This is a genomic window from Lactococcus petauri (genome assembly GCF_023499275.1).
In the GTDB taxonomy this organism is placed as follows: domain Bacteria; phylum Bacillota; class Bacilli; order Lactobacillales; family Streptococcaceae; genus Lactococcus; species Lactococcus petauri.
In genome coordinates this window covers 1,870,236-1,894,432 of sequence record NZ_CP094882.1, presented here as the reverse complement: position 1 = coordinate 1,894,432, position 24,197 = coordinate 1,870,236, and the positions used below count along the sequence as shown (strand labels likewise).

Sequence of the window (24,197 nt, the reverse complement as noted above, 5' to 3'; positions counted from 1 at the left end):
CTCCTTATTAATGTTTCCTTGGAAACTATAAAAGTATAACTTATTATTGTTTCTTTGTCAACAAAAACTAAATTAAGAAAAACAACCCCATTCTATATGGAGTTGTTACGGAGTTCTTTATCAAGGTGTTGATTGTAAAGTTGAGTAAACTCTAGTATCGTTTCTAATTTTTCAGAACTGAAGGAATCAAAGACTGCTTGATCATTGAGTAGAAAAGCTTTGTGAAGATCTTCGTGCTGCTGATTTATTTTTCTTCCTTTTGAAGTCAGTTTAAAATAAATTTCTTTGTTGTTGTTGGGATTTCTAAATGTTATAATATCTTGCTTTTGGAGGAGTTTTTTTGTTGCTTTACTAATTGCTCCTCGAGTGACATATAGCTCTTCTGACAACCGTGTGACATTTGGGTTATTAAGCTTGGCAATGAACTCAATGCAGGCGATTTCCAAAAAAGAATAACCTTTGAATTTTTCGACCATTTGAGGTTTTCGAAGTTGATCCATTTTATTAAAGAGATCTGTAAGGCTCAGCATAATTTCTTCTTGTTGTTTCATACTAGCTTTCTCCTGTCACTTGACGATAAATGCAACGCCAATATTCATTTCTGCGCCAGATACTTGATACAGTGTAACTTTTTTGATTGTCCAAGTAATGATAGGTGAGGATAAATGTCTTTTTGCTGACTTGCTCTGCTTGGTAATTTTTGATGGCTAAATCTTCTGTTTCAACAGCACTTGCTATATATTCTTCCTGTTGAATAATTTTACCCTTTGTCGTAATAGCTTGAAATTGAGGCGCTAAAAGTTGATCAAGATGTTTACCGTTGAGAAGGGCCTCTTCTTTGGGCAAAAGTTCTAATGCACGTGAAGCAAAGTGTTCTTCTTCAGGTAACGCAGCGGGTTCGACATGGACATCAACATCATAAACATCAAAACCAGCCATGAGCATGCGTTCTATTTTTTCGGTAGCGGCATGACTTTCATAGACAGAAAGATCACGGGACATCTCAACGACAACATCCAGAAAGATATTACTGCCGTAGGTACGCCCCCGAATCATCTTTACAGACTTGACTTTGTTTACGAGCTCAATCGCTTCTTTATAATCTGCTAAAAGATTGTCATCAAAACCATCGGAAAGTGAAAAAACACTATCACGGAAAATATCATAAGCCGTTTTCAGGATGAAACCGTAGATAACAAGAGCCATAATACGGTCAAGCCATATCCAATGCAAGGCAGCTGCCACAATGGCGACAGTTGTACCCAAGGATGTTAGTGCATCACTAAGGTTATCTTTACTGGAAGCTTCAAGTGCTTTCGATTGAGTTTTTTTCGCTAAACGGCTAGAGTAGAGGTAAACGCCAATCATCACAAAGGCAGAAAATAAAGCCACTGCTGCACCAACGGGGTTGATTTCAGTGGAACTTCCTTCTATAAAACCAACGATTGTTTGGCGCAAAACTTCAAAGCCAATGAAGAACATGATGAAACTAGAAATCAGACTAGCAATTGATTCAACCTTCCAGTGCCCATACGTATGGTCGTTATCAGAAGGGATACGCGCAATACGTAAACCAATCACGATAGCAATATTTCCTAAAATATCGGTGACATTATTAAAACCATTCGCGAGAAGGGAGGCTGAATTGGTGATTTGAGCTACACCAAGTTGTAAAAGAGACAGAAATATATAAGCTGCTATACTGACCCACACGCCTCGTTCGGCGAGTTTAAGGTTATGAGAGCGTGATATTTTGCTATTATTCATAAGCTTAATTATAACAAAAAAGCAGAGGAGCTGCTTTTAAAGGACGAAATAATGTCCCATAAGGTCGCATTTTGGCTTTGAACGTGGAAGCTTTTGAGCTTAATTTCTATTATAAATAAGTTGTCGCAAATGATTGACACTCTTATTAAAAAACGGTAAAATTAAATTGTTAGTTTATTTTTGTTATAAACTAAAGAAAAGACTAATAGTGTTAGTTATTAGCATTGCAAAATAGATGCTTAAATGTTATAATTTTTCAGCTAACGTATTTATTCTTGTTATTTTTGACAAGAAAATGAAAGGAAACTTTTTTATTTATGGTAATGAAAGCCATCGGCAAGTACAAATTGCTTGTCTTCGCTGCCCTTGCTACCATGCTTCTTCAAGTTGGCGCTGCTCTTTGGCAGCCCCAATATATGAAGAACATTTTGAGTGTTATGGCAGAATCTATTTCGATATCGGACAAGGTCGATAAAATTAATCATTATGGGGTATATCTTCTACTTATAGCCGCTGTGGGATTAATTGGTTCTATCCTTAATACAGTAACTGCTGCAAAGATTGCTCAGTCTGTATCGGCGGATATCCGTGAAGAAACCTTCCGAAAAATCCAAACTTTTTCTTATGAAAATATTGAGAAGTTTAATGCAGGTAATCTGGTTGTTCGGATGACTAACGATATCAACCAAGTGCAAACACTTCTAATGATGACTTTCCAAGTCTTGATTCGAGTACCGTTACTCTTTATTGGTGCTTTTATCTTATCTATTATCACGATGCCAGAACTTTGGTGGATTATTATTGTGATGGTTGTTCTTATTGTGTTAGTGACGATGTTATCCATGAAATCTATGGGTCCTCACTTTATGGTTTTCCAAAAATTGATGGACCGTATCAATGGAATTGCCAAAGAAAACCTACGTGGTGCTCGTGTCGTTAAATCATTTGTTCAAGAAAAAGATCAAATCCAAAAATTTGATGCCACATCTGATGAGTTATTGGGTCATAATATGGCTGTAGGTTACACTTTTGCTGCGATGATTCCCGCATTTACAATCATTTCACAATTGGCTGTTTTTGGCGCAATTTTACTGGTTTCTACTTATGTAACACGTGATTTGAATACCGCGGCTAATACGCTTGGTGGGATTATGTCCTTTATCCAATACATGATGCAAATCATGATGGCGATTATCATGGGCGGTATGATGTCAATGTTTGCCTCTCGTGGTTTCGTTTCTATTGGACGTATTAACGAAATTTTAAAAACTGAACCTGCGATGGTGTTTGAAGATGTTGCGGACGAAGAACTTAGCGGTTCTGTTAAGTTTGATCATGTCTCTTTTGCTTATCCTAACGATGAACATCCAACCTTACAAGACATCAGCTTTGAAATTCAACCTGGACAAATGGTTGGTATTGTCGGAGCAACGGGTTCTGGTAAGTCAACCCTGGCTCAATTGATTCCGCGTCTTTTTGACCCAACTGAAGGTACAGTAAGTGTAGGTGGAAAAGATTTACGCCATGTTTCTAAAGCTACTCTGAAAAACACAATTTCAATTGTCTTACAAAAAGCAATTCTTTTCTCTGGGACAATTTCTGGCAACCTGAAACAAGGGAAAGCAGATGCGACCTTGGAGCAAATGAGCCGTGCAGCCAGCATTGCGCAGGCAGCAGAGTTTATTGAAAAACTGCCCGATCATTATGAATCACAGGTTGAAGAACGTGGGAATAACTTCTCAGGCGGACAAAAGCAACGTATGTCGATCACGCGTGGTATTATCAAAGATCCTAAAGTCCTTATCTTAGATGACTCAACATCAGCGCTTGATGCCAAGTCAGAAAAACTAGTACAAGAAGCTTTGAGCAATGACTTAAAAGATACGACAACAATTATTATCGCTCAAAAGATTTCATCTGTCGTTCATGCGGACAATATTCTGGTCCTTGATGAAGGTAAACTTGTGGCGCAAGGCACACACGCAGAGCTCGTTGAGAATTCTGCAGTTTACCGTGAAATCTATGATACACAGAAAGCAAAGGAGGACTAAATTTTCATTGTTCTTCAATTGTTTATGAAAAACAAGAAAATGAAAAAAGATTATGAATGATACATCTCGTGCATTGAAGTTCTTCTATCTCTACTTCAAAAAATATAAATTACAATTCCTCGTGATTGCGATATTTATCATTGCGGCTACTTATCTGCAAGTTAAAGCGCCCGTACTTCTCGGGGATTCTATCACACATCTTTCGACTTACGTTGGTGATTATTTTAGTCATCAACACGCTGATGAAGCGATGAAAGGTTTACAACAAATAGCGGCAGGAGCAAACCAAGCTCAGGACGCCTTGCAGCAGATTGCTGCGCAAATGGGGAAAGCTACTGGACAAGTGGTTGATTGGCATAGTCTGACATCTGCTAATGTACCAACTGCGGTAACTTTTAACCTTCCTTCAGGAACAACAATTGATAGTCTTCAAGCCATGGCTAAGATTCCGACTGATTGGCACCAGCTTACAGATGCCAATGTTCCAGAAGCTATTCGTGCTAACCTTAACGGTCAGTCAATTTCTGACTTGATGAAGGTAGCTACATCACATGCACCAAGCAAGGCTGACTTTATGCGTTCAATGTGGATGCTACTTGCTTTTTACGTGATGACAGGTATTGCGCAACTTATCTATAGCTTGCTCTTTACACGTATCGTTGCACACTCAACAAACCGTATGCGTAAAGGTCTCTTTGGTAAGTTGGAACGCCTAACAATTTCGTATTTTGACCGTCATGCGGATGGAGATATTCTCGCCCGCTTTACCTCAGACTTGGATAATATTCAAAACACATTGAATCAAGCAGCAGTGAACGTTACCACTAACTTTGCCCTGTTTATCGGGATTTTGTATATGATTTTCGACCAAAATGTCAAGATGGCATTAGTGACAATTTCTACAACTCCTGTGGCCGTTCTCTGCGCTGTGATTATCATTATTCAAGCTAAGAAATACACGGATAGACAACAAAAAGAAGTCGGCGAACTTAATGCTTATATGGATGAAAAAATCTCTGGGCAAAAAGCGATTATCGTTGAAGGACTTCAAGCAGATGCAATCGAAGGTTTTGAAGTACGTAATGATAAAGTACGTAAAACAACCTTCGCAGCTCAAGCTTGGTCAGGTATGATTTTCCCATTGATGAATGGCTTCTCCCTCTTGACTTTGGCTTTGGTTATTTTTGCAGGTGCTAATATCCTCCTTAATGATGCTTCATTATCAACTGCTGCAGCCTTTGGTTTGCTTGCTACATTTATCCAATATGCGCAACAATATTACAACCCAATCATGCAGATTTCTTCATCTTTCGGTCAATTGCAACTTGCGGTAACTGGTGCAACACGTCTGAATGTGATGTTTGATGAAAAAGAAGAAGTACGTCCTGAAAATGGTAAAACTTTTGAAGGTATTTCTGAAGGTGTACACATTGAAGATATTGACTTTAGTTATCTTCCTGGCAAGCCGGTCCTCAAAGATGTCAACATTAATGTAAACAAAGGTCAAATGGTTGCCTTGGTTGGTCCAACAGGATCGGGTAAAACAACTGTTATGAACCTCATGAATCGCTTCTATGATGTGGACAAAGGGGGAATAAAGTTTGATGGTACCGATATTCGTGAATTTGACTTAGATTCACTACGTTCAAAAGTTGGGATCGTCTTGCAAGAATCTGTCCTTTTCTCTGGAACCATTGCGGACAATATCAAGTTTGGTAAAAAAGATGCGACTATGGATGAAGTTATCACAGTAGCCAAGACGACACATATCCACGAATTCATTGAGAGCTTACCAGATGGTTATGAAACGCTTGTGGATGACGACGATAATGTTTTCTCTGTAGGTCAAAAACAACAAATTTCGATTGCCCGTACTATCTTGACTAACCCTGATTTGCTTATTCTTGACGAAGCAACATCAAACGTTGATACGGTGACAGAAGAACAAATTCAAATGGCTATGGAAGCAGCAATTGCTGGTCGTACTTCATTTGTTATTGCCCACCGTTTGAAAACAATACTTAATGCAGATAAAATTGTTGTTCTTAAGGACGGTGAAGTTATTGAAGAAGGAAACCACAATGAGCTTGTAAATCTTGGTGGCTTCTACTCTGAGCTTTATCACAACCAATTTGTCTTTGAATAAAATTAAGAAGTATCTTAATATAAAAAACGCTCGTGCTTTAACGAGCGTTTTTTTAATGTGGTCAAGATTTCCTAAAATAAGGGAAAGTGCTGATCATACTGAATCAGGATATTTGCTCGAAAATAGCGATAATATCGACAGGACCAATACCAGCAGGAATAATTAGCTGCTCTTTGCTTAAGGGAGCATCCTCTACTTGCCAGCCGACAAAGTGATAGTGAGGTAATTTGACTTTGGCTGGTGAGATGTAGCCTTGTTCAATGCTTCGCATACCTTCAGGATGGTCCCACTCAAGTGGTTCATTCCAAATCGTTTTAGCGCTGTAGCGTACAGGATATTTGATTGGTGTCCATTGTGCATGAAAGTCATAGATTTGCCCAATAGGCTCGAAGTGATGTTTTTCTTGAGGTTTCCAGAGGAAGCTGGGATTATAGACTCTGGTGCGATGAATAACTGAAGTTGGTCCAGCATACAGTTGGGCTTGTTCCTGAGATTGGGGGTGAGCAAGTACATTGTGACGGTTACGGACTTTAGCCCATCCTTCAAAGGTATAGCCGGGGAGCTTTAAGGTTTTGTTCTTGAGAGAATAGCTTTGACTTTTAGGAAGGAGTTCCGAGCTCATGCCAATCCATTTCCCTTCAGCACTTATTATTTTATTATAAGCTTGATAATCTGCTTCATTAAGAAAAGGCACTGGATTTATTTGAGCACGTTCCAAATGGTTGAGCATGTCATTATTAATATTGAAAAAATAATTTGCTTTAAAAAAGGTTGCTTTCTTTTTGTTTGGGATGAAAGAAGTTTTGAGTGAAAAATTCATCATTTATCCCTTTCTTTATTTTTTGTGTCTAATGTTATATTATCATTTTTTTCTAATGTTAAATAATAATATACAATGAGATTTTAGACAGATAAATGAATACATGTCATAGATGAAGATCTGCGGAGAAAAAAGGATGCTTTTCATCTATTCAAAAGACGGGAAAAATGGTAGAATAGAGGGTACATGTATTTCATGTCTCAAATAAAACAATAAGTGATAGAGTAATAAATTTATGAAAAAAATAGTAATCAATGGTGGTAAAAGTATCTCAGGGAAGGTAACGATTTCTGGAGCTAAGAATAGTGTAGTTGCCCTTATTCCGGCAACGATTTTAGCTAACGATATTGTTACACTTGAAGGCGTTCCCGATATTTCAGATGTTGCAAGTTTGGTTGATATCATGGAAATCATGGGCGCAAAAATTCAACGTGATACTGATGCGGGTATTTTGACGATTGATACACGTGACGTTGTTTCAAAGCCATTGCCCTATGGTAAGATAAACTCTTTGCGTGCATCGTATTATTTTAATGGAGCACTTCTTGGTCGTTTTGGGAAGTCAACAGTTGGTTTGCCCGGGGGATGTGATTTAGGTCCACGTCCTATGGATCTTCATGTTAAAGCTTTTGAAGCTTTAGGAGCAGAGTTATCTTACCTTGAAGATGCCATGCACCTTGAAGCTAAAGAAGAAAAATTACATGGCACAACCATCTATATGGATATGGTTTCTGTAGGTGCAACAATTAATACAATGCTTGCAGCGAGTACAGCAGAAGGTGTAACCATTATTGAAAATGCAGCACGTGAACCAGAAATTATTGATGTGGCTACACTCTTGAATAACATGGGCGCAAAGGTACGTGGGGCTGGCACAGATGTGATTCGTATTACAGGAAAATCAGAAATGCACGGTGCACGTCATACGGTCATTCCTGACCGTATTGAAGCAGGAACTTATCTTGCTTTGGCTGCAGCTATGGGAGACGGTGTCATCGTTGACAATGTTATCTACGAACACTTAGAATCTTTTATTGCTAAACTTGAAGAAATGGGTGTACGCATGACCATTCGTGAGGACTCTATCGAGGTTCATCGCTCAGAAAACTTAAAAGCTATCAATATTAAGACAGTACCTTACCCTGGTTTTGCGACTGATTTACAACAACCAATCACACCGTTATTACTGAAAGCACAAGGCCGTGGTTGGATTAAGGATACGATTTATGAAAAACGTGTCAATCATGTGCCAGAAATGGCACGTATGGGTGCTACAATCTCAACTGTAGATGATCATATTATTTATGAAGCACCTAATAAGCTTCAAGGTGCTCATGTTCGTGCTACCGACTTGCGTGCAGGAGCAAGTTTAGTTTTGGCTGGTATTATCGCCGAAGGTACAACAACGATTGAAAATATTGAATTTATTCTTCGAGGTTACGATAGTATCATAGAAAAAATGACGGCTTTAGGTGTTGATATTCAACTTATTGAAGATTAATTGGGAAAAGTTAACACTTTTTACGTATCATTAATATAGGAGGTGTATATGGCTGATTTAAAATTTGAAATTGAGGAGCATCTTATTACTCTATCTGAAAATGCTAAAGGCTGGACAAAAGAGCTTAACCGCGTGTCATGGAATGGCATGGAAGCTAAGTATGATTTGCGCCAGTGGTCGCCCGACCATGAAAAGATGGGCAAGGGAATTACGCTGACAGATGAAGAATTTGCTGTTCTTTTGAAAGAACTCGGAAACAAATAAAAAAACCAGTTTTTCTGGTTTTTTTTATGAATCATATATAAAAAGAAAAACCATTAGTATGGTTCTTTTATCAATGCATGTAAATCATGACAATCATAGCGATGTAAAGAGCAAAAGTAATCACAAAAGTAATGCGCCAAAAAAGCTTAAAGAAACGTTTATATTTGAAGTCTTTAAAATAGAACAAATCCAATAGCAACAAGACGAGAGCTAAGAAGGAAAGAATCAAAAAGTAGTAAGGCAAAATATTGATAGCAGTAAATTGCTCTGAAAAAAGTTGGAGTCCAAAAATTAAAAAGAGGACAAAAATATCAGGAATGCGAAGTTTTCGATTAGTCAAGTGGCGAATACGTAAAAATTTAAAAGCGAAAACCAATACGATCCAGCTGAGAAGCGGATATAAAGTGGCAATAATCTTAGGTAACATAGCTTAATTTTAGCGGTTTTGGGTACTTTTGTAAAGTGTTATTTGTCGGAACAATAAATCGAGATGTAAAAATAAAAAGAAAAGCCATAGTTAAGCTTTCCTTTTTATTTAAATTTCACGAATTTCAGCAAATTCAGCTTGTACAAAAGTTGCGAGTTCTTTTGGATTGAGGCGTATAGAACGGCCGACTTCACCGGCAGAAACAATGATTTTATCTGCATCCAGTGCGATGGTATCGATATAGATAGGGAACCTTTTGGTTTGCCAGATACCGACAGGATTATTAGCACCATGGATGTATCCAGTGGTTTTTTGCAAATCTTTTTGAGGAATCATGTGGACCTTCTTATTTCCAGAGACCTTTGCTAATTTCTTTTCAGAAAGATGCTCTGTCAGAGGAAGAATCCCTACGATTGGACCTGTTTTATCTCCTATAAGTGCGAGCGTTTTATAAATGTCACGACGTTGGATGTCTTCAGGCATGAGCTCTGCTTCTAAAGCATTGAGAGCAAGCCCTTCATGATTGACTTGACCTTTGTCCAGAATTTGTTCAACTAATGTTTTTTTCAGTTTCTTTTTCTTGCTCATGCGTTCATTATATCACTTTTTCGCTTGAAAAATCTGAGGTGCACTCTTGGAGAGCAGAACAAGGACTAGAGAAGCAAGAGCCGCAGTCGCAATTCCACTTATTCCATTGACAACAAATGAATAGGGAATAGCTCCCCAGCCTTTCCAAGCATATTGTCCCCAAAAGATAACACCAGCGACAAAGTGCCAAAAATATTTGATAAGAACGCCGAGAAAAGCTACAGCAAAGATTGTACGTGTTTGGCTAGAGTCCTTTTTGCGCAAAACACCAGCTAAACCAAGAGAAATCGGTGCAACAATATATTCAAGCAAGGCCTGTACTGGAGTCAAGATAGTAGCTTGACCTAATACAATCAGAAGTAGGCCAAATACTAGCCCGCCTGTCATGCCCCAAAAGACGCCGCGGCGCAAGGCTAAGACCAGTAAGGGAATAACTGCCAGCTCAAGATAAAAAACTTGAGCATAGTTTATCGAGATGAAACTCAAGACAAGAGCTAATGCAGCAGCAATAGCTGTTTCGGTAAGTTCTAAAACTTTAGAATTAGACATAAAAAATCTCCTTTTGTTGGCACAAAGGAGGGTTAGAGAGAATTGAAGACAGCAGTCCCCTATACAAACACATTCCTACGCTGGTACTAACCAGATCAGGTCAAATGGTGTTTCTCAGCTCTTGGTTTCCCTTAGAGCACCCATTGTGCAAATTTTTAATTTTACAATCTTAATATACCATAAGATGTTTACTTTAGCAAAAATGTCATACTTATTCCCAGAAAATTCCAAGCCATATGAATGGCCATATTGAGGTAAAAATTTCGGTATTTAAAATAGAATGTGGTTAACACCAGACTCATTGAGCCATAAACAAGCCAACTGTAAAGATCTGTTGGACTGTGCATACCTGCAAAAAGCAGAGCTGCTGTCATGAAAGCTAAAAATTTATTTTTTGTGAAGAGAACTTCGAAAGGGCCAACACGGTAAGTGAGTTCCTCAAAGAAACCGGCAAAAATCGTTTGGACAGCAAAGATGCCTAAAGGAATAACCTGGGCGAGACTATTCAATGCCTCTTGATTTTCTGTACTTGCGTGTAAACCAAGCGCCTGTGCTAAAATGTTGACACAGAGTGAAACTAAGAAAAGCGCACCAAATCCGAGGGCGATTTTGCCCAAGGGAAATTCTTTGATAGCAATCGGTGGAATAATATTACGGCGGCGAGCAAGAAAGTAAGATAAGCCAAGAGCAATAAAGAAAATCATAAAAAAGATCACTTGGTCAAGAGAAGAAAAAGCTCTTCCAGAATGCAATTGGCTCATGAGTGACGTAGCAAAACTTGGCAATAAAGAAAGTACAAAGAAAGCAAGCCAGATTGATTTTTTATAAGTAAAAATTAAACTAATTAGATAAAGAAGGAGGCTGAGTCCTAACCATTGCCCCCAACCAGCCCGTAAAGAAAAAGGAAGGGCAAAGAGAAGAGCAGGAAGAATTGTCCAGGTCCAAGGTTTTTTAATAAGGTCTCGAAATTTAATCATAGAACAATTCTAACATATAATCATTGATAATTTGTATAAGTTTTAATAAAATATAAGAAGATAAATGGAGAATCAGAATGAAAGAATTCATAAATAATTTAGAAGTTTGCTTACCAGGCTACCGTGTACTCAATCGCGAAGAAAATTTAAATTTTTATCGTGATGTGCTTGGCATGAAAGTCTTGCACGAAGAAAATGCAGAAGTTTTTTTATCTGGTTATGCAGCAAAGCAACCAAGGTTAATCTTAGAGGAATCACCAGGTGTAGTTCCAGTTCAAGGTGTGAAAAAACATGGACGTACAGTCATCCAAGCTGATGAGGATGAAATCGAACAGCTTTTAGCGCGTAATCTGGACCAAGTCACACATCTTTATCAGGTAAAAGACAGTTGGGCTTTTGAAGCTGTTTCTCCAGAAAGTGATGTTTTTCTGATGGTATCTGTAAATGATTGGTCAGACTTAACGGAAGTTGCTAAATCTGAAGTTGACTTTGATGAGGGAGAATTTACAGGATTATCCGATTTCGCTATTAAAGAGGTGCAAATTAATATTGCTGAAAAGTCTATTATTTCAGAGTACGAAAAAATTCTTGGTGTAAAAGCGCAAGGGAATCTTTTAGATCTTGCTGGCTTGCATCTGGTCTTTTGTCAAAATGATGGACCTGACTTGACAGCTAATATGGATGAAAAGCTAGATCTGATGCTTTTACGTTTTCAAGTGTCGCCATCTTTTGATTTGGCTCAGTTTGCAGATGATTTACCTGATGAAAAATTGTATCTGGATAAAAAAGCAAAGACATTGGCTATTGACATCCCACACCACATGGAACTTTGGTTTACAAAACAAGGCCTATGAAAAGTGAAGAAGAATTTTTAGCGACAATTGATGACTATGTGGCAGAAGCAATTTTCCCAGGCTGCCAGATTGCTATTGTAGAAGGAACAAAGGTTCAAGAGTTTGTTCGAGGCAATCAAGCAATACTTCCACAAGTCGAACCATTGGTTGCAGGGAAAAAATGGGATTTAGCTTCCGTTTCAAAAGTTGTAGGTACAGGAACAGTAGTCATTAACCTCGTTTTATCAGGAAAGTTAAGTCTGGATGCTCCGTTTACGGATTATTATCCTGATTTTCATGATGAGAGCATCACTTTGAGACAGCTTCTTACTCATACAACAGGTATCAATCCGTTTATTGAAAACCGTGATAAGTTCGATTTTAAAGGTTTAAAAGAGGCGATTGACCATATCGAGGTAACGGAAGACAAAAGTTGTCACTACACAGATATTAACTTTATTTTGTTGGGCTTTATGCTTGAAAAGCTTTATGGGAAATCTTTAGACGTAGTTTTTAAAGCAGAGGTTTTTGAAAAATGGGACATGTCTGCCACATCTTTTGGTCCTGTTACCAATGCTGTACCCACAAGTCTAGATACGAGAGTGGGAACAGTTCATGATCCAAAAGCAAAAGTGTTAGGAAAACATTGTGGATCAGCAGGGCTTTTTGCACCGATGAATGATTTGGTGAAATTTGTTCAAGGTTATTTTTCAGACACAAAATATTTGGACCTACAGAAAAATTTTGCAGCGGGTCAACGTCCAAGAAGTTTAGCTTGGGACTTCATACATGACCAATGGTTGCTACACACAGGTTACACAGGAACTTTCATCCTGATGAATCTGGAAGCAAAAAAAGCGGTGATTTTCTTATCCAATCGTGTGCATCTGAAAGATAAGCGGGCACAATGGATTGCAGATCGCGATGTATTGATTGAAATACTCATAAAAAATTTAAGCTGACAGTCCTGTCAGCTTTTTTTACTACCACATAAAAAAACATTTTCCTTTTAAAAAGGAAAATGTTTAATATTTCTTAACTGATATTGTCTACAGGATCGTTCTTTTTCCGATAACTGATCAATATAATAAAGTAAAGTAGTGCGGTAAAGAGGGTTACTCCAACAGGATTAGTAGTAAGGATACCAAAGAAAATCAATAACAAAGCAATAAGAGCAATAAGACTCATGCTCATGGTACCTAAAGCTTTGGTCTTACGCGCTAATAAGAAGCCTGCAAGACTAATTAAGAACCAAACTAAAAGGACAGTGTAAGATAAAGAACCAGCGAGATAGTTGAATAAGCTGTCTCCTAAGAAGTAAGAAAGAACAACACCAATATACAATGTCCCAGAGCAGAAGAGCACAGCTCTTTGAGGAACCTTGCTTTTATTTAAAGTAGCGATTTTTTGCGAAAACTTCCCTTTATGATTTTTTAAGCGGAAGAATAAAATTCTTGAAGAGGCATAAATGCCAGAGTTGATTGAAGAAAAGAGCGCCAGAATAATAATGAAATTAATGATGTCTGCAGCAAATGGAATATGCATTTTGTTAAAGACCATGACAAACGGGCTCATTGTTGATGTTGCCAAGTCGTTCCAGTTGTAGATAAGGAGCAAGAGGAACATTGGGACGATATAAAAAGAAATGATACGTCCAATAACGCCTCGGATAGCGCGTGGGATAGCAGTTTTAGGATCTTCTGTCTCACTAACAGTAATGGCAATGAGTTCAGAACCACCGTAGGAATAGATAACAATCAATAAAGAATTGATAACGCCTTTAAGTCCGTGTGGCGCAAAGCCACCATATTTTGTCATCCCTGAAAATGCAGATATCAAGTTGGTATTAAAAATGTTTTGTGCAACTAAAATGACACCAAAAATAATAAGAAGAATGATAACGCTGATTTTGATAAAAGCAAGCCAGTATTCTGTTTCGGCAAAGAATGTTACTGACAGTAGGTTAATAAGTGACGTTAGGATAGCGATGAGTAAGACAAAAGCCCATGAAGGGATATTAGGAAACCAAAGCTGTATAAAGCTAGCAGCAGCGACAGCTTCGGCAATAATATTAATCATCCAAAGTGACCAATACACCCAGTCGGTAAAGTCGGCCGCATGGTTACCCAGATAAGGTTGAACCAAACCTGAAAGGCCATGTGGTTCATCCGAGCTGAGAACTAATTTTTCTAAGCTCTTCATCACGAAGAATAAAACCACGCCTCCGATAAAGTAAGAAAGAAGGACAGCAGGACCAGCAGATTCTATAGCGGAAGCGCTCCCTTTAAAGAGTCCAGCCCCAATTGCTCCACCTAGAGCAATCATAGTGATATGGCGTGTTGCCATTCTCTTTTGTAAATTTTGATTATTTTCCAATTATAAATTCCTCTCGTTATAAAAATAAATATTTTTAATTTAAAATTCTAAGTCAAATTAAGTCTCCTCTCATTTTATTGTCACGTTTGAGTAGCAATAATCGTTAAAAATAAATTAAAAAAAGATGCCCAAAGGGACATCTCTTTGCCCCTTTTTGACCAACGCCAAAGAGGACTCACACCTTTACTTTACAGTACTTAGTGTGAGCCCATAATCAACAACAAAACTGTGTGATAAGCGTTAATCATTTTTTGAGCCTCTTTATTTTAATAGTGTAAAGTATAATACAAATAATACAAAAATTCAAATTTTTGCACAAATTAAAAAATTAAAAGTGGACTTAAAAAATTTTTATGTCAAAAGGTTTTTACATTGACTTACACTGAAGGAACTAAGTTTTAGAGAAAATTTTTATTGAAGATGGACATACGTTTTTTATTAGGACATTCGTGAAAAAATTAGCCAAATATGGTATAATGTATGCACATTTTAAAGGGATTTAGAAGAAAAAATAGACGGAGAGTTGGTGCAAAAAGGCATCAAAAATAGGATAAAGATAAAATGAGCAGAATGATGCCAGCACGTGTACGCAGTGAAGGAATAGCCCTGTATAGTCAGGGGCTTTTAATTGATCCGTCAATAGAAGATTTTAAACTTTCTGCAGAGGTTGCAGGAGAACAAGTAATTTACGATATGGATGGAGCGCAGGACTATTGTTCTTGTGCTGATTTTCAGCGTAATCATCGCTATTGTAAGCACATTGCTGCAGTAGAAGAATACCTCAAGAATGAAAATAAAGAAATCGAAGACGATAAAAAAAATATAGAAAAGATTGAGCTAGTGGCAAATGATGAATTGGCTGCCAACGCTGCCTTTTTAGATGCCTTGAATGGGGAAACACAAGTTAATTTCGGAGCAGAGCAATTTTCGATTGAAGTACATGTTGAAGATAATTCACAACTCTATGATGTTTTTTCTATGGATTACTTCATGTATTTTGACTTACGCTTATATAGCGAACGTTTAGGTAGGGCTTATGTGATTAAGGATATTCCATATTTTTTGAGAACATTGCAAAACTTTGGACAATATTCGCTTGGTGCTCTTCACTATGTTGATCTCTTTTTTGATAATTTCGATGAAGCCAGTCAAGACTTTTTGAATTTCTTGCTTAAAATACATGGCAAACTTGATGCCCAAATGGCCAATCAACTATATATTAAAAATGGACGTTACCTCAACTTCCCTTATCTTTTTATTGAAGAGGCAATGGATTTGGCTTCTAACTTGTCACGTTTTAGCTTGAGATTATCAGGTGCATTGGTTAACTATTTCACCTTCGTTACTCTTGACGAGGATTCAGAAATTTTTAAATTTAGTGTGACAAGCCAAAGAGACTTTATTGAGCTAAAAATCGAAGATAATGCTTTCAGTTCCTTTTACAGTGGTTCTCTTTTATATTATAATCATGTCTTTTATAAGGTTGACCATGAACAAAAACGGTTGTTACAGCTGGTTCAAAAAGAACTTGAGGGTGTAAAACATAATCAATTTTCATATATGGATAAGGACAAAGTAGCACAAGCACTGCAACAACTTTCTAGTTTAGGTCAAATCTCAGCTCCTGAAAATTTTGTTATTCGCCCCTTTACACCGATTTTTAACTTTGCTAATCCTGATGGACAAAATATAGAACTTTCGGTTCAATTTGATTATGGAAATTTTAAAGTGGAACACTTCCATGAATTAGAAACACTCGAGTTTTCAAGAGACTTACGCCTAGAAAATAAGATATTTACGCTCATGGCTCGTTTTGGTTTCACACGTTCTTTTACAAGTTCTGTTACGCTTTCGGCACAATTTGCAGAAACTTTCTTTATTAAAATTTTGCCCCAATTCCAGAAATTAGGTCAAGTAAAACTGTCTCCTGGACTAATGGATATGAAAGTCGATGAAGTGCCGGAAATCATGATTGATCGTCGAGGAGGCTTGTTGGATATCGCCTTTGAAATGCCAAGCATCGGCGAAAATGAATTTGCAAATGTTATTGCACAACTGCAAAATAATGCGGAATATTATGTCAGTGAAAACGGAAAATTATTTATCTTTGACCAGAAGTTCAGTGAGTTGAAATCGGCTTTACGAGAACTGGATGATAATTTTACTATTAGTGGAACGAGCTTAGAAGTCAATGTGACACGTAGCTTCCAAGTTTCTAAAATATTTGAAAATATTTCAAGTAGCAATTTTTCGAATGAATTTAAAGCCTTCTATGAACACTTAACGCACCCAGAAACCTTCCCTTACGAAAAACCTGAGCATGTCAAAGCAGAGCTGCGAAGTTACCAGGAAACAGGAGTTCGTTGGATGTCTATGTTAACGCACTATCACTTAGGAGGTGTGTTGGCAGACGACATGGGGCTGGGTAAAACAGTACAAGCAATCACCTATTTACTATCAAATCTAAAAAAAGATGAAACAGCCTTAGTCACTGCTCCTGCCAGCCTTATTTACAACTGGGCCAGTGAGTTTGAGCAATTTACGGACACGGTAGATTATGTGGTTGTTGATGGGATGAAGGCCGATCGTGATGCTTTGATTCACGGGAAACATCAAGTTTATATTACAAGTTACGGAAGTTTCCTTAAGGATTTCGATGATTATCAAGACAAGAAGCTTAACTATCTTCTCTTGGATGAAGCACAAGCTGTGAAAAACTACAGCAGTAAAACAAATAGAGCACTTAGTCAACTGAATGTTGAGCATACTTTTGCTTTATCAGGAACGCCGTTGGAAAATCGCTTAGAAGAAATTTGGGCTATTTTCCAAGTGGTCATGCCTGGCTTTTTACCAAAACGGGAAACATTTAATAAGATGTCGCCAGAAGTTATTGCCCGTATTATCCATCCATTTATTATGCGTCGTAAAAAAGAAGAAGTTCTGACAGAGTTGCCTGATAAGATGGAAATGACCTTACGCAATAACATGGTTGAAGAGCAAAAGCTCTTATACTTAGCACAATTGGAATTGATGCAACAATCTGTCCGTCAAATGGACAGTGCGAGTCTTAAGAAATCACGTATTGAAATTTTGGCAGGAATCACACGACTCCGTCAAATATGTAATACACCGGCACTTTTCATGGATAACTATGAAGGTGGTTCTGGGAAGTTAGACAGTTTGATGGAGCTTTTAGAGCAAGTCAAGGCATCTGGTCATCGCCCTTTGATTTTCTCACAGTTTACCAAAACCTTCCCTTACATTGAAGAAGCCATGGAAAAATTGGACCTCACAGCTTATAAGCTAACGGGTTCTACTCCAGTCAAAGAACGGTTAGAAATGGTGCAAGCCTTTAATGCTGGAAGTCGTGATGCTTTTCTCATCTCACTGAAAGCAGGTGGTGTAGGTCTGAACCTTACAAGTGCTGATGTTGTTATCCTGGTCGATCTCTGGTGGAATCCAGCGGTTGAGGAACAAGCCATTGCAAGAGCTCATCGTATGGGGCAAAAGAGTACTGTTGAAGTCATTCGCTTGATTACACAAGGAACGATTGAAGAAAAAATCATGGAGATTCAGGAACGTAAAAAAGATTTGATTGCAAATGTTTTAGACGGTGATGTGATTGATAAGACGCTCAGCGAAGCAGAAATCAGAGAAATTTTGGGACTATAACTTTAAAAATCACTGAAAATGCGATATAATAATAATTGAAACACTTACCTAAGAAAAAAATAAGATTAAACAAACTTTTTAAGGAACGTAGAGGAAAAGTTTCAAGACAAACAAAAAATTAAGTAGGGCAAGCAATGAACGAAGGAAGAAGAGTCGTATTTCCAATCATAGATGATGATGAAATGCTTGAAAAAGACACACGCGTCATCATGACAAATTCACAACTGATTACTAAGAATCCTAGTCAACAAGACGAGGCTTCTTTTGGTGGTGTTCAAATGTCTGATAAAAAACGTTCAGATGTCTATAAGCCAATAAAAACAAAGGTCAGCTATAGCACTCAACATCGTCCATTAAATAGCAATCATAGTGGGTATAGTTCTTTTGATAAAATGCCTAAAAAAACGAGTGTTGATGAATCAAAAGAAAAGGCCAAAAGAGAAGCAGCGGTACCTCCTAAACGTCCAAAAGGCTATGTTCATCCGCTAGAGCGTGATAAAGATGATTTTTCTTTACGCCGTTCATCAGCAGTACTTAATGCAGCGAAACCGGCATCGAGTGAAAAGAAGACAATCGAACAAAAGCCGATGTCTCCAAGACGTCCAGCCACTAATAATCCGATTCGGGATATGAAAAAACGAGGATTAAACCTCGATGAAGCTATTATTTCTGGCTCTCCTCAAAAAGGAGAAGATAAGGCTAAAACTGCAAAAAATGAGTATTTCGATAATAAACGGAAGAACTTATTTGACCGCGGACTTTAAATAAAAGAAGGAGAAAAGATTTCAGTTCCGACTGAAATTTCTTATTTATCATGGAAAAAGTATATCATTTTATAGGAATTAAAGGCTCAGGTATGAGTGCACTCGCTCTTATGCTCCACCAAATGGGTAAAAAAGTACAAGGTTCAGATACAACTGACTACTATTTTACACAACGTGGACTTGAGGAAGCGGGTATTCCTATTCTTCCTTTTGACGAGAAAAATATTACACCAGAAGTTGAGTTGATTGCAGGGAATGCTTTCCGTACGGACAATAATGTAGAAATTGCTTTTGCTGAAAAAAATGGCTTCACTCTTAAACGTTACCACGAGTTTTTAGGTCATTTCATGGAAGATTTTATCAGTGTTGGGGTTGCGGGGGCGCATGGTAAAACTTCAACGACAGGAATTTTAGCTCATGTCATGAAAAACGCTGTAGATACGTCATACTTGATTGGTGATGGTACAGGACGTGGAAATGCGGACAGTGAGTATTTTGTTTTTGAATCTGATGAATATGAACGTCACTTCATGCCTTATCATCCAGAATATACAATTATTACAAATGTTGACTTTGACCATCCTGATTATTTCCAAAATATCGATGATGTAGCTTCTGCATTCCAAGACTATGCTCAAAATATTAAAAAAGGTATTTTCGTTTTTGGAGAAGATCCTTATTTACGTAAAATTACAGCAGAAGCACCGATTTACTATTATGGTTTTGAAGATGGAGATGATTATCAAGCAAAAGATATCATCCGCTCAACACGCGGCTCATCTTTTGATGCTTATTTCCGCGGTGAAAAAATCGGACACTTTGTCGTGCCTGCTTATGGGAAACACAATATTGCAAATGCCTTGGCAGTAGTTGGTGTAACACATCAGCTTGGCTTGGATATGAATGATATTGCTGATCATTTGTTGACTTTCTCTGGTGTAAAACGCCGATTTACAGAGAAAAAAGTTGGCGAAACAATCATTATTGATGATTTCGCACATCATCCTACCGAAATCGAAGCAACGATTGATGCAGCGCGTCAAAAATATCCAGATCGTGAAATTGTAGCCGTTTTCCAACCTCATACATTTACACGAACAATCGCCTTTGCAGATGAGTTTGCTCAAGTCCTTGATTCTGCAGATACTGTGTATCTTGCTGAAATTTATGGCTCTGCGCGTGAAGTTGACCACCATGAAATTACAGCACAAGACCTAGCGGATAAAGTACGTAAGCCTGCTCGTGTTATTTCAGTGGAAAATGTTTCGCCACTTTTGGATCACAACCGCGGCGTTTATGTTTTCATGGGCGCAGGCAATATCCAACAATATGAAGCAGCCTTTGAGGATTTGCTCAGTCAGTTGACAAAAAATACATTGTAAAAACAAAAAGACTTCCTCAACAGGAAGTTTTTTTATTTGTTAAAGTAGAAGATAAATGATTTAAAAGTAACAATCATTATCCCCAAAAAACTAGCACCATTAAATTATATACCCCAATCTGTAAACCTATACCGCTTATCAGCTCTATGATATAATAAAAGTATGCTAACATTTCCACTGGTCAATGATACGTCACGAAAAATCATCCATATTGATATGGATGCCTTTTTCGCTTCAGTAGAAATACGGGACAATCCAGAATTAAAAGGTAAGCCTGTAGTTATCGCACGGAATCCACTGGAAACAGGAGGACGTGGCGTTGTTTCAACGTGTTCCTATGAAGCTAGAGCCTTTGGAATCCACTCGGCTATGAGTGCAAAAGAAGCTTATGAACTCTGTCCACAAGCTGTTTTTATCAGTGGAAATTATGAAAAGTATCGTGCCATTTCAGAACAAGTTCGGGAAATTTTTAATCGTTATACCGATGAAGTAGAAGCGGCATCCATTGATGAAGCTTATCTGGATGTTACGCGAAATAAGATTGGATCAACAAGTGCAATCAAAGTGGCGAAACTTATACAGCATGATATTTTTATTGAGCTTGGTTTGACTTGCTCAGCAGGGGTTTCCTATAATAAATTTTTAGCAAAAATTGCTTCGGATTATGAAAAGCCCCATGGTTTGACTGTCATCCTGCCCGAGGCAGCAAAAGATTTTCTAGCAGAACTGCCAGTGGAAAAATTTCACGGTGTGGGTAAGGCTACTGGAGCAAAGCTGCATGAGCTGGGAATATTTACCGGCGCGGAAATTCAAGCAGCTGACCCATTACTCTTGGCTGAACGCTTTGGGGTTTATGGCTGGAATCTTTTTTTGAAAGCCAATGGTATTCATCATGCTCCGGTTGTGACAAGTCGTCAAAGAAAGTCAGTAGGTAAAGAAAGAACTTATAGCAAACTCCTCTATAATAGTCAAGATATCAAGCAGGAACTCGCTAACCTCTCCGAACGCGTCTCTACTAATGTGAAACGCCATCAACTTCTGGGTGATACAGTTGTACTCAAGTTACGTTACTCTGATTTTAAGACAATTACGAAACGCAAAAAACTTTCCGAGAAGATAAATGAAGCAATTACACTTGCACATGTGGCTCAGGATTTACTGGAAGAGATTGATTATGATGAAACAATAGGAGTCCGCCTTCTTGGAGTGACCCTTACGGGATTTGGGGCAGAAGAATTACGATTAGATATGCAAAACTGAGAAAAGGAATAAAGGGGAGTTTTTTCCTTTTTTTAATGAGTAAAAAACATAGGCCAAACATACAAGCCAGTTGGATAAGTAGGAGGATTTCTTCTAAAGATACAGAAAAAGATACCAAGAAAAGCCAGAGGAAGTCGCCAGCACCAATCCCAATATTGATAAAAAAAGAAACACAAGCAAGACCGAGCCAGAAATAGCTTATGGGACTGATAGGAAAGAAAATAAAAAAACAAGCAGTAAAGCCTAAACCAATATTTAAAGGATAAGAGTAAGTATCAATATCAAATTTACTCAAAAGTAAGCTTATGGAGAGGGTTAAAAAGTGGATTAAGTCTAAATCAAACCAAAGTGCGCCAAAGAGAATTCCGGTAAGAAATTCTAAGATAAAATAACTGTAAGAAAATTTTTCTCCACAAAAGGCGCACCTACTTTTAAAGATGAATTGAGAGATTAAAGGAAGGAGTTGCCACCATTTGAGGACTTTTTGGCAAGAACTACATTGTGAACGCCCAAAAATAATTGAGGCCTCTGTACCCCAGCGCTCACTTACTAGACCGAGGAAAGAGCCAAAGATGGTCCCGATAATGAAGTAAAATATAAGCATGTTTATTAATACGATAAAAAGATAAAAAACTCACAATCTTAAGCAGAATATTTTATAATTGACCTCTTTTTTTATATAATTGTAATAGAAATAAAAAATTGGAGGTTTCTATGTCTAAGGAAAAAACACAAGAAGTTTTGAATCAAACAGTTGCAGATTTATCTCAAGCAGCAGCACTTGTTCATCAAACACACTGGTATATGCGTGGTTCTGGTTTCTTGACTTTGCATCCTAAAATGGATGAGTTCATGGATGGACTTAACGAGCATTTAGATGAATTTGCTGAACGTTTAATTACGATTGGTGGTTCACCAGTTTCAACGCTTAAAGAGTTTGATGAGAAGTCAAAAATTGAGCTTCAACCAGCAACTTGGGATAAATCAATGTCTGAACGTTTGCACGGTGTCTTGGATACTTACAAATACTTGGCTAAACTTTTCCAAGAAGGCATGGATATTGCTGAATCTGAAAATGATGCAGTTACTGTTGACCTTTATACAGTTGCACTCGGAGATGTTGAAAAAACAATCTGGATGCTCGAAGCAGAACTTGGATAATAAAAAAGACCTTACACACGCGGTAAGGTCTTTTTTTTTTATCCGTTTTTAATTTTTCCAGGCCAGTTGTTCAAGCCAGTTTTAAGAATATAAACTTCTGGTACGCCAGCTTTTTTGAGTTGTTTAGCAACTTTGACTGAAGCTGTTGGTTTACCATTTTCATAAAGTAATACAGGTTTCTTTTTGTTGATTGCGTTCAAACTTTGTTCTATTTGAGAAGCAGGTAAATTACGAGCACCAAGGATGTGTTTTACTCGGAAATCTGCTGCTTCGCGTACATCGATAAGTTGCGAAGTAGCCATCAAACGTTCAAATTCAGGTGCTTCAACGACTTTGGCGTTACGTTTGAGTGTCCAACGTGGATAGAGAAAAAAGACAACAATGAGGGCTAAAAGTATAAAGTCAATGATCCAGATCATTTAAGTTCTCCTAAGATTATTATTTGAATTTTAAAGCAAGGCTTGCGGCACCGATGATACCAGCATCATTTCCAAGCTCAGCAAGTTTAATTTTTGTAGAATCACGTACTGTTGAAAACGAATATTTTTGGAAATAAGTTTCAACTTTAGAACGAAGAAACTCTCCAGCAGCAGAAACGCCACCACCGATGACAATAGCAGCAGGATTTAGGGTACTTCCAAGGTTAGCACAAGCAAAACCAAGGTAATAAGCAAATTTATCCACAACGCTAAGTGCAAAGGCATCACCTGCTTCTGCTGCAATAAAGATGTCTTTTGAAGTTACTTCGTCACCATTGTCGATACTTGCTTTAATTTGGCTGCTTCCTTCGTATTCTTCAGCGAATTTTCTTGCAAGACGTACGACCCCAGTAGCAGAAGTGACTGTTTCTAAGCAACCATGGTTTCCACAAGTACAAGCAAAACCATCATGTGGTTCTACTACGATATGTCCGATTTCACCGGCAGCGCCAACAACACCGTGGATAAGATTTCCAGCAGCAACAATACCGCCACCAACTCCAGTTCCTAAAGTGATAAAGACAACATCTGGCTGATTTTCACCAGCTCCGACCCAACGCTCGCCTAAAGCTGCAACATTTGCATCATTGTCAAGAATGAATGGTAGGCCGACGCCTTCGCTAATAGGCGCACCAACTTCTTGAGTATCGGCCCAGTTAAGGTTAAATGCACCTCGGACAGTAGCAGCTTCAATATCTACTGTACCAGGCGTGCCCATTCCAATACCAATAAAGTCAGACTTATCCAAGTTGTAAAGATTTAAACGGTGATTGATAGACTCAATGATATCAGGGACAATATGTTTTCCGTCACTGAGAATATTTGTCGGGATAGCCCATTTATCTTGAACTTCACCTTCAAGTGTCAAAATACCGAACTTGATAGAAGTTCCGCCGAGGTCAATACCAATAATTTTGTTAGCCATTTAGTTTTTCCTTCTCAATTCTTTCTTCACGACGTAAAATAAGTTGGGCAGTGAGGTATTCTTTATCACTTTTCTCAAAAATCCCCTGTTCAACCATATTTGTAAGTTCCTGTTGCATAAAATAAATCGCATCTAAGCGATTGGTCATGAAATTAATAAAACCGTATTTTTTTAACAATTCCTGTACATCATAAAGTGTTTTCATTGTTCTATTTTACCCTAACTGTAAGCGGTTTTCAAGTGTTGATAAGTTTT

23 protein-coding genes and 1 riboswitch are annotated in these 24,197 nt (G+C 37.9%); of the genes, 11 read left to right on the top strand and 12 right to left on the bottom strand.

What is annotated here, in order from left to right:
- Positions 1 to 92 precede the first annotated feature (92 nt).
- Both lgb_RS09170 and lgb_RS09165 read right to left on the bottom strand, forming a co-directional pair.
- On the bottom strand, positions 93 to 551 hold the full coding sequence (locus lgb_RS09170) for a helix-turn-helix domain-containing protein (RefSeq protein WP_019292263.1): 459 nt from the start codon (positions 549 to 551) through the stop codon (positions 93 to 95).
- Position 552: 1 nt separating this feature from the next.
- The gene (locus tag lgb_RS09165; RefSeq protein ID WP_249663211.1) at positions 553 to 1,767 is read right to left on the bottom strand and encodes a cation diffusion facilitator family transporter; all 1,215 of its coding nucleotides are present in this window, start codon (positions 1,765 to 1,767) and stop codon (positions 553 to 555) included.
- A gap of 317 nt (positions 1,768 to 2,084) precedes the next feature.
- Between lgb_RS09165 and lgb_RS09160 the strand changes: the two genes are divergently transcribed.
- Both lgb_RS09160 and lgb_RS09155 read left to right on the top strand, forming a co-directional pair.
- Positions 2,085 to 3,818, top strand: a complete 1,734-nt coding sequence (locus tag lgb_RS09160) for an ABC transporter ATP-binding protein (RefSeq protein ID WP_019292261.1) — start codon at positions 2,085 to 2,087, stop codon at positions 3,816 to 3,818.
- Between the two features lie 52 nt (positions 3,819 to 3,870).
- Positions 3,871 to 5,964: an ABC transporter ATP-binding protein gene (locus lgb_RS09155; protein ID WP_019293640.1), complete on the top strand. Its 2,094-nt coding sequence runs from the start codon at positions 3,871 to 3,873 to the stop codon at positions 5,962 to 5,964.
- 103 nt (positions 5,965 to 6,067) lie between these two features.
- Here lgb_RS09155 and lgb_RS09150 read toward each other — a convergent pair whose 3' ends face one another.
- On the bottom strand, positions 6,068 to 6,787 hold the full coding sequence (locus lgb_RS09150) for a hypothetical protein (RefSeq protein WP_019293639.1): 720 nt from the start codon (positions 6,785 to 6,787) through the stop codon (positions 6,068 to 6,070).
- 232 nt (positions 6,788 to 7,019) lie between these two features.
- Here lgb_RS09150 and lgb_RS09145 point away from each other — a divergent pair, with 232 nt between their 5' ends.
- Positions 7,020 to 8,285, top strand: a complete 1,266-nt coding sequence (locus lgb_RS09145) for a UDP-N-acetylglucosamine 1-carboxyvinyltransferase (RefSeq protein WP_019292258.1) — start codon at positions 7,020 to 7,022, stop codon at positions 8,283 to 8,285.
- Positions 8,286 to 8,333: 48 nt separating this feature from the next.
- Entirely contained in the window at positions 8,334 to 8,549 is a 216-nt protein-coding gene (locus lgb_RS09140; protein ID WP_003133281.1) for a YdbC family protein, read from the top strand.
- A 70-nt stretch (positions 8,550 to 8,619) separates the two neighbouring features.
- On the opposite strand, the gene lgb_RS09135 is transcribed toward lgb_RS09140, so the two are convergent.
- The 4 genes from lgb_RS09135 to lgb_RS09120 all read right to left on the bottom strand — a co-directional run bounded on the left by lgb_RS09135 (position 8,620) and on the right by lgb_RS09120 (position 11,090).
- Positions 8,620 to 8,976: a DUF3397 domain-containing protein gene (locus tag lgb_RS09135; protein ID WP_019292257.1), complete on the bottom strand. Its 357-nt coding sequence runs from the start codon at positions 8,974 to 8,976 to the stop codon at positions 8,620 to 8,622.
- 108 nt (positions 8,977 to 9,084) lie between these two features.
- Entirely contained in the window at positions 9,085 to 9,564 is a 480-nt protein-coding gene (locus lgb_RS09130) for an aminoacyl-tRNA deacylase (protein ID WP_019292256.1), read from the bottom strand.
- Positions 9,565 to 9,576: 12 nt separating this feature from the next.
- Entirely contained in the window at positions 9,577 to 10,113 is a 537-nt protein-coding gene (gene thiT / locus lgb_RS09125) for an energy-coupled thiamine transporter ThiT (protein ID WP_019293638.1), read from the bottom strand.
- Between the two features lie 55 nt (positions 10,114 to 10,168).
- Positions 10,169 to 10,267: riboswitch (TPP riboswitch) on the bottom strand.
- A gap of 34 nt (positions 10,268 to 10,301) precedes the next feature.
- The gene (locus lgb_RS09120; RefSeq protein ID WP_019292254.1) at positions 10,302 to 11,090 is read right to left on the bottom strand and encodes a CPBP family intramembrane glutamic endopeptidase; all 789 of its coding nucleotides are present in this window, start codon (positions 11,088 to 11,090) and stop codon (positions 10,302 to 10,304) included.
- 77 nt (positions 11,091 to 11,167) lie between these two features.
- On the opposite strand from lgb_RS09120, the gene lgb_RS09115 reads away from it, so the two are divergent.
- Positions 11,168 to 11,944 carry a CppA family protein gene (locus lgb_RS09115; RefSeq protein WP_019293637.1) on the top strand — a complete coding sequence of 259 codons (777 nt, stop codon included), beginning with the start codon at positions 11,168 to 11,170 and terminating at the stop codon, positions 11,942 to 11,944.
- A complete protein-coding gene (locus lgb_RS09110) occupies positions 11,941 to 12,885 on the top strand; it encodes a serine hydrolase domain-containing protein (protein WP_019293636.1) in 945 nt (314 codons plus the stop codon). Before lgb_RS09115 ends, lgb_RS09110 begins: the two co-directional genes overlap by 4 nt.
- Positions 12,886 to 12,958: 73 nt before the next feature.
- Here the strand turns inward: lgb_RS09110 and lgb_RS09105 are convergent, their stop codons facing one another.
- Positions 12,959 to 14,299, bottom strand: coding sequence for an amino acid permease (locus tag lgb_RS09105; protein WP_019293635.1), 1,341 nt, complete (start codon positions 14,297 to 14,299; stop codon positions 12,959 to 12,961).
- A 561-nt stretch (positions 14,300 to 14,860) separates the two neighbouring features.
- Here lgb_RS09105 and lgb_RS09100 point away from each other — a divergent pair.
- From lgb_RS09100 to dinB, 4 genes are all read left to right on the top strand, one after another.
- Positions 14,861 to 17,971, top strand: coding sequence for a DEAD/DEAH box helicase (locus lgb_RS09100; protein ID WP_019293634.1), 3,111 nt, complete (start codon positions 14,861 to 14,863; stop codon positions 17,969 to 17,971).
- Between the two features lie 134 nt (positions 17,972 to 18,105).
- Positions 18,106 to 18,735 carry a hypothetical protein gene (locus tag lgb_RS09095; protein WP_019292249.1) on the top strand — a complete coding sequence of 210 codons (630 nt, stop codon included), beginning with the start codon at positions 18,106 to 18,108 and terminating at the stop codon, positions 18,733 to 18,735.
- Positions 18,736 to 18,785: 50 nt separating this feature from the next.
- On the top strand, positions 18,786 to 20,117 hold the full coding sequence (gene murC, locus lgb_RS09090) for a UDP-N-acetylmuramate--L-alanine ligase (RefSeq protein ID WP_019293633.1): 1,332 nt from the start codon (positions 18,786 to 18,788) through the stop codon (positions 20,115 to 20,117).
- Positions 20,118 to 20,279: 162 nt separating this feature from the next.
- Positions 20,280 to 21,377, top strand: a complete 1,098-nt coding sequence (gene dinB, locus lgb_RS09085) for a DNA polymerase IV (protein ID WP_019293632.1) — start codon at positions 20,280 to 20,282, stop codon at positions 21,375 to 21,377.
- Here the strand turns inward: dinB and lgb_RS09080 are convergent.
- Positions 21,331 to 21,981: a prepilin peptidase gene (locus lgb_RS09080; RefSeq protein WP_064305345.1), complete on the bottom strand. Its 651-nt coding sequence runs from the start codon at positions 21,979 to 21,981 to the stop codon at positions 21,331 to 21,333. The two genes, dinB and lgb_RS09080, sit on opposite strands and share 47 nt — an antisense overlap.
- Positions 21,982 to 22,091: 110 nt before the next feature.
- On the opposite strand from lgb_RS09080, the gene lgb_RS09075 reads away from it, so the two are divergent.
- Positions 22,092 to 22,538, top strand: a complete 447-nt coding sequence (locus lgb_RS09075) for a Dps family protein (RefSeq protein WP_003133306.1) — start codon at positions 22,092 to 22,094, stop codon at positions 22,536 to 22,538.
- 38 nt (positions 22,539 to 22,576) lie between these two features.
- Here the strand turns inward: lgb_RS09075 and lgb_RS09070 are convergent, their stop codons facing one another.
- Genes lgb_RS09070 through lgb_RS09060 form a run of 3 tightly spaced genes read right to left on the bottom strand, consistent with a single transcriptional unit; the run spans position 22,577 to position 24,147 of the window.
- On the bottom strand, positions 22,577 to 22,957 hold the full coding sequence (locus lgb_RS09070) for a rhodanese-like domain-containing protein (protein ID WP_019292245.1): 381 nt from the start codon (positions 22,955 to 22,957) through the stop codon (positions 22,577 to 22,579).
- A gap of 19 nt (positions 22,958 to 22,976) precedes the next feature.
- Positions 22,977 to 23,942, bottom strand: a complete 966-nt coding sequence (locus tag lgb_RS09065; RefSeq protein ID WP_019292244.1) for an ROK family glucokinase — start codon at positions 23,940 to 23,942, stop codon at positions 22,977 to 22,979.
- Complete coding sequence (locus tag lgb_RS09060; RefSeq protein ID WP_003133311.1) at positions 23,935 to 24,147, bottom strand: YqgQ family protein; 213 nt, start codon at positions 24,145 to 24,147, stop codon at positions 23,935 to 23,937. Before lgb_RS09060 ends, lgb_RS09065 begins: the two co-directional genes overlap by 8 nt.
- Between the last annotated feature and the right edge of the window lie 50 nt (positions 24,148 to 24,197).

Bases quoted from the DNA above. Each gene is read 5' to 3' on its own strand.
- lgb_RS09170 (WP_019292263.1), bottom strand. From the start codon at position 551: ATGAAACAACAAGAAGAAATTATGCTGAGCCTTACAGATCTCTTTAAT.
- lgb_RS09165 (WP_249663211.1), bottom strand. From the start codon at position 1,767: ATGAATAATAGCAAAATATCACGCTCTCATAACCTTAAACTCGCCGAA.
- lgb_RS09160 (WP_019292261.1), top strand. From the start codon at position 2,085: ATGGTAATGAAAGCCATCGGCAAGTACAAATTGCTTGTCTTCGCTGCC.
- lgb_RS09155 (WP_019293640.1), top strand. From the start codon at position 3,871: ATGAATGATACATCTCGTGCATTGAAGTTCTTCTATCTCTACTTCAAA.
- lgb_RS09150 (WP_019293639.1), bottom strand. From the start codon at position 6,787: ATGATGAATTTTTCACTCAAAACTTCTTTCATCCCAAACAAAAAGAAA.
- lgb_RS09145 (WP_019292258.1), top strand. From the start codon at position 7,020: ATGAAAAAAATAGTAATCAATGGTGGTAAAAGTATCTCAGGGAAGGTA.
- lgb_RS09140 (WP_003133281.1), top strand. From the start codon at position 8,334: ATGGCTGATTTAAAATTTGAAATTGAGGAGCATCTTATTACTCTATCT.
- lgb_RS09135 (WP_019292257.1), bottom strand. From the start codon at position 8,976: ATGTTACCTAAGATTATTGCCACTTTATATCCGCTTCTCAGCTGGATC.
- lgb_RS09130 (WP_019292256.1), bottom strand. From the start codon at position 9,564: ATGAGCAAGAAAAAGAAACTGAAAAAAACATTAGTTGAACAAATTCTG.
- thiT (WP_019293638.1), bottom strand. From the start codon at position 10,113: ATGTCTAATTCTAAAGTTTTAGAACTTACCGAAACAGCTATTGCTGCT.
- lgb_RS09120 (WP_019292254.1), bottom strand. From the start codon at position 11,090: ATGATTAAATTTCGAGACCTTATTAAAAAACCTTGGACCTGGACAATT.
- lgb_RS09115 (WP_019293637.1), top strand. From the start codon at position 11,168: ATGAAAGAATTCATAAATAATTTAGAAGTTTGCTTACCAGGCTACCGT.
- lgb_RS09110 (WP_019293636.1), top strand. From the start codon at position 11,941: ATGAAAAGTGAAGAAGAATTTTTAGCGACAATTGATGACTATGTGGCA.
- lgb_RS09100 (WP_019293634.1), top strand. From the start codon at position 14,861: ATGAGCAGAATGATGCCAGCACGTGTACGCAGTGAAGGAATAGCCCTG.
- lgb_RS09095 (WP_019292249.1), top strand. From the start codon at position 18,106: ATGAACGAAGGAAGAAGAGTCGTATTTCCAATCATAGATGATGATGAA.
- murC (WP_019293633.1), top strand. From the start codon at position 18,786: ATGGAAAAAGTATATCATTTTATAGGAATTAAAGGCTCAGGTATGAGT.
- dinB (WP_019293632.1), top strand. From the start codon at position 20,280: ATGCTAACATTTCCACTGGTCAATGATACGTCACGAAAAATCATCCAT.
- lgb_RS09080 (WP_064305345.1), bottom strand. From the start codon at position 21,981: ATGCTTATATTTTACTTCATTATCGGGACCATCTTTGGCTCTTTCCTC.
- lgb_RS09075 (WP_003133306.1), top strand. From the start codon at position 22,092: ATGTCTAAGGAAAAAACACAAGAAGTTTTGAATCAAACAGTTGCAGAT.
- lgb_RS09070 (WP_019292245.1), bottom strand. From the start codon at position 22,957: ATGATCTGGATCATTGACTTTATACTTTTAGCCCTCATTGTTGTCTTT.
- lgb_RS09065 (WP_019292244.1), bottom strand. From the start codon at position 23,942: ATGGCTAACAAAATTATTGGTATTGACCTCGGCGGAACTTCTATCAAG.
- lgb_RS09060 (WP_003133311.1), bottom strand. From the start codon at position 24,147: ATGAAAACACTTTATGATGTACAGGAATTGTTAAAAAAATACGGTTTT.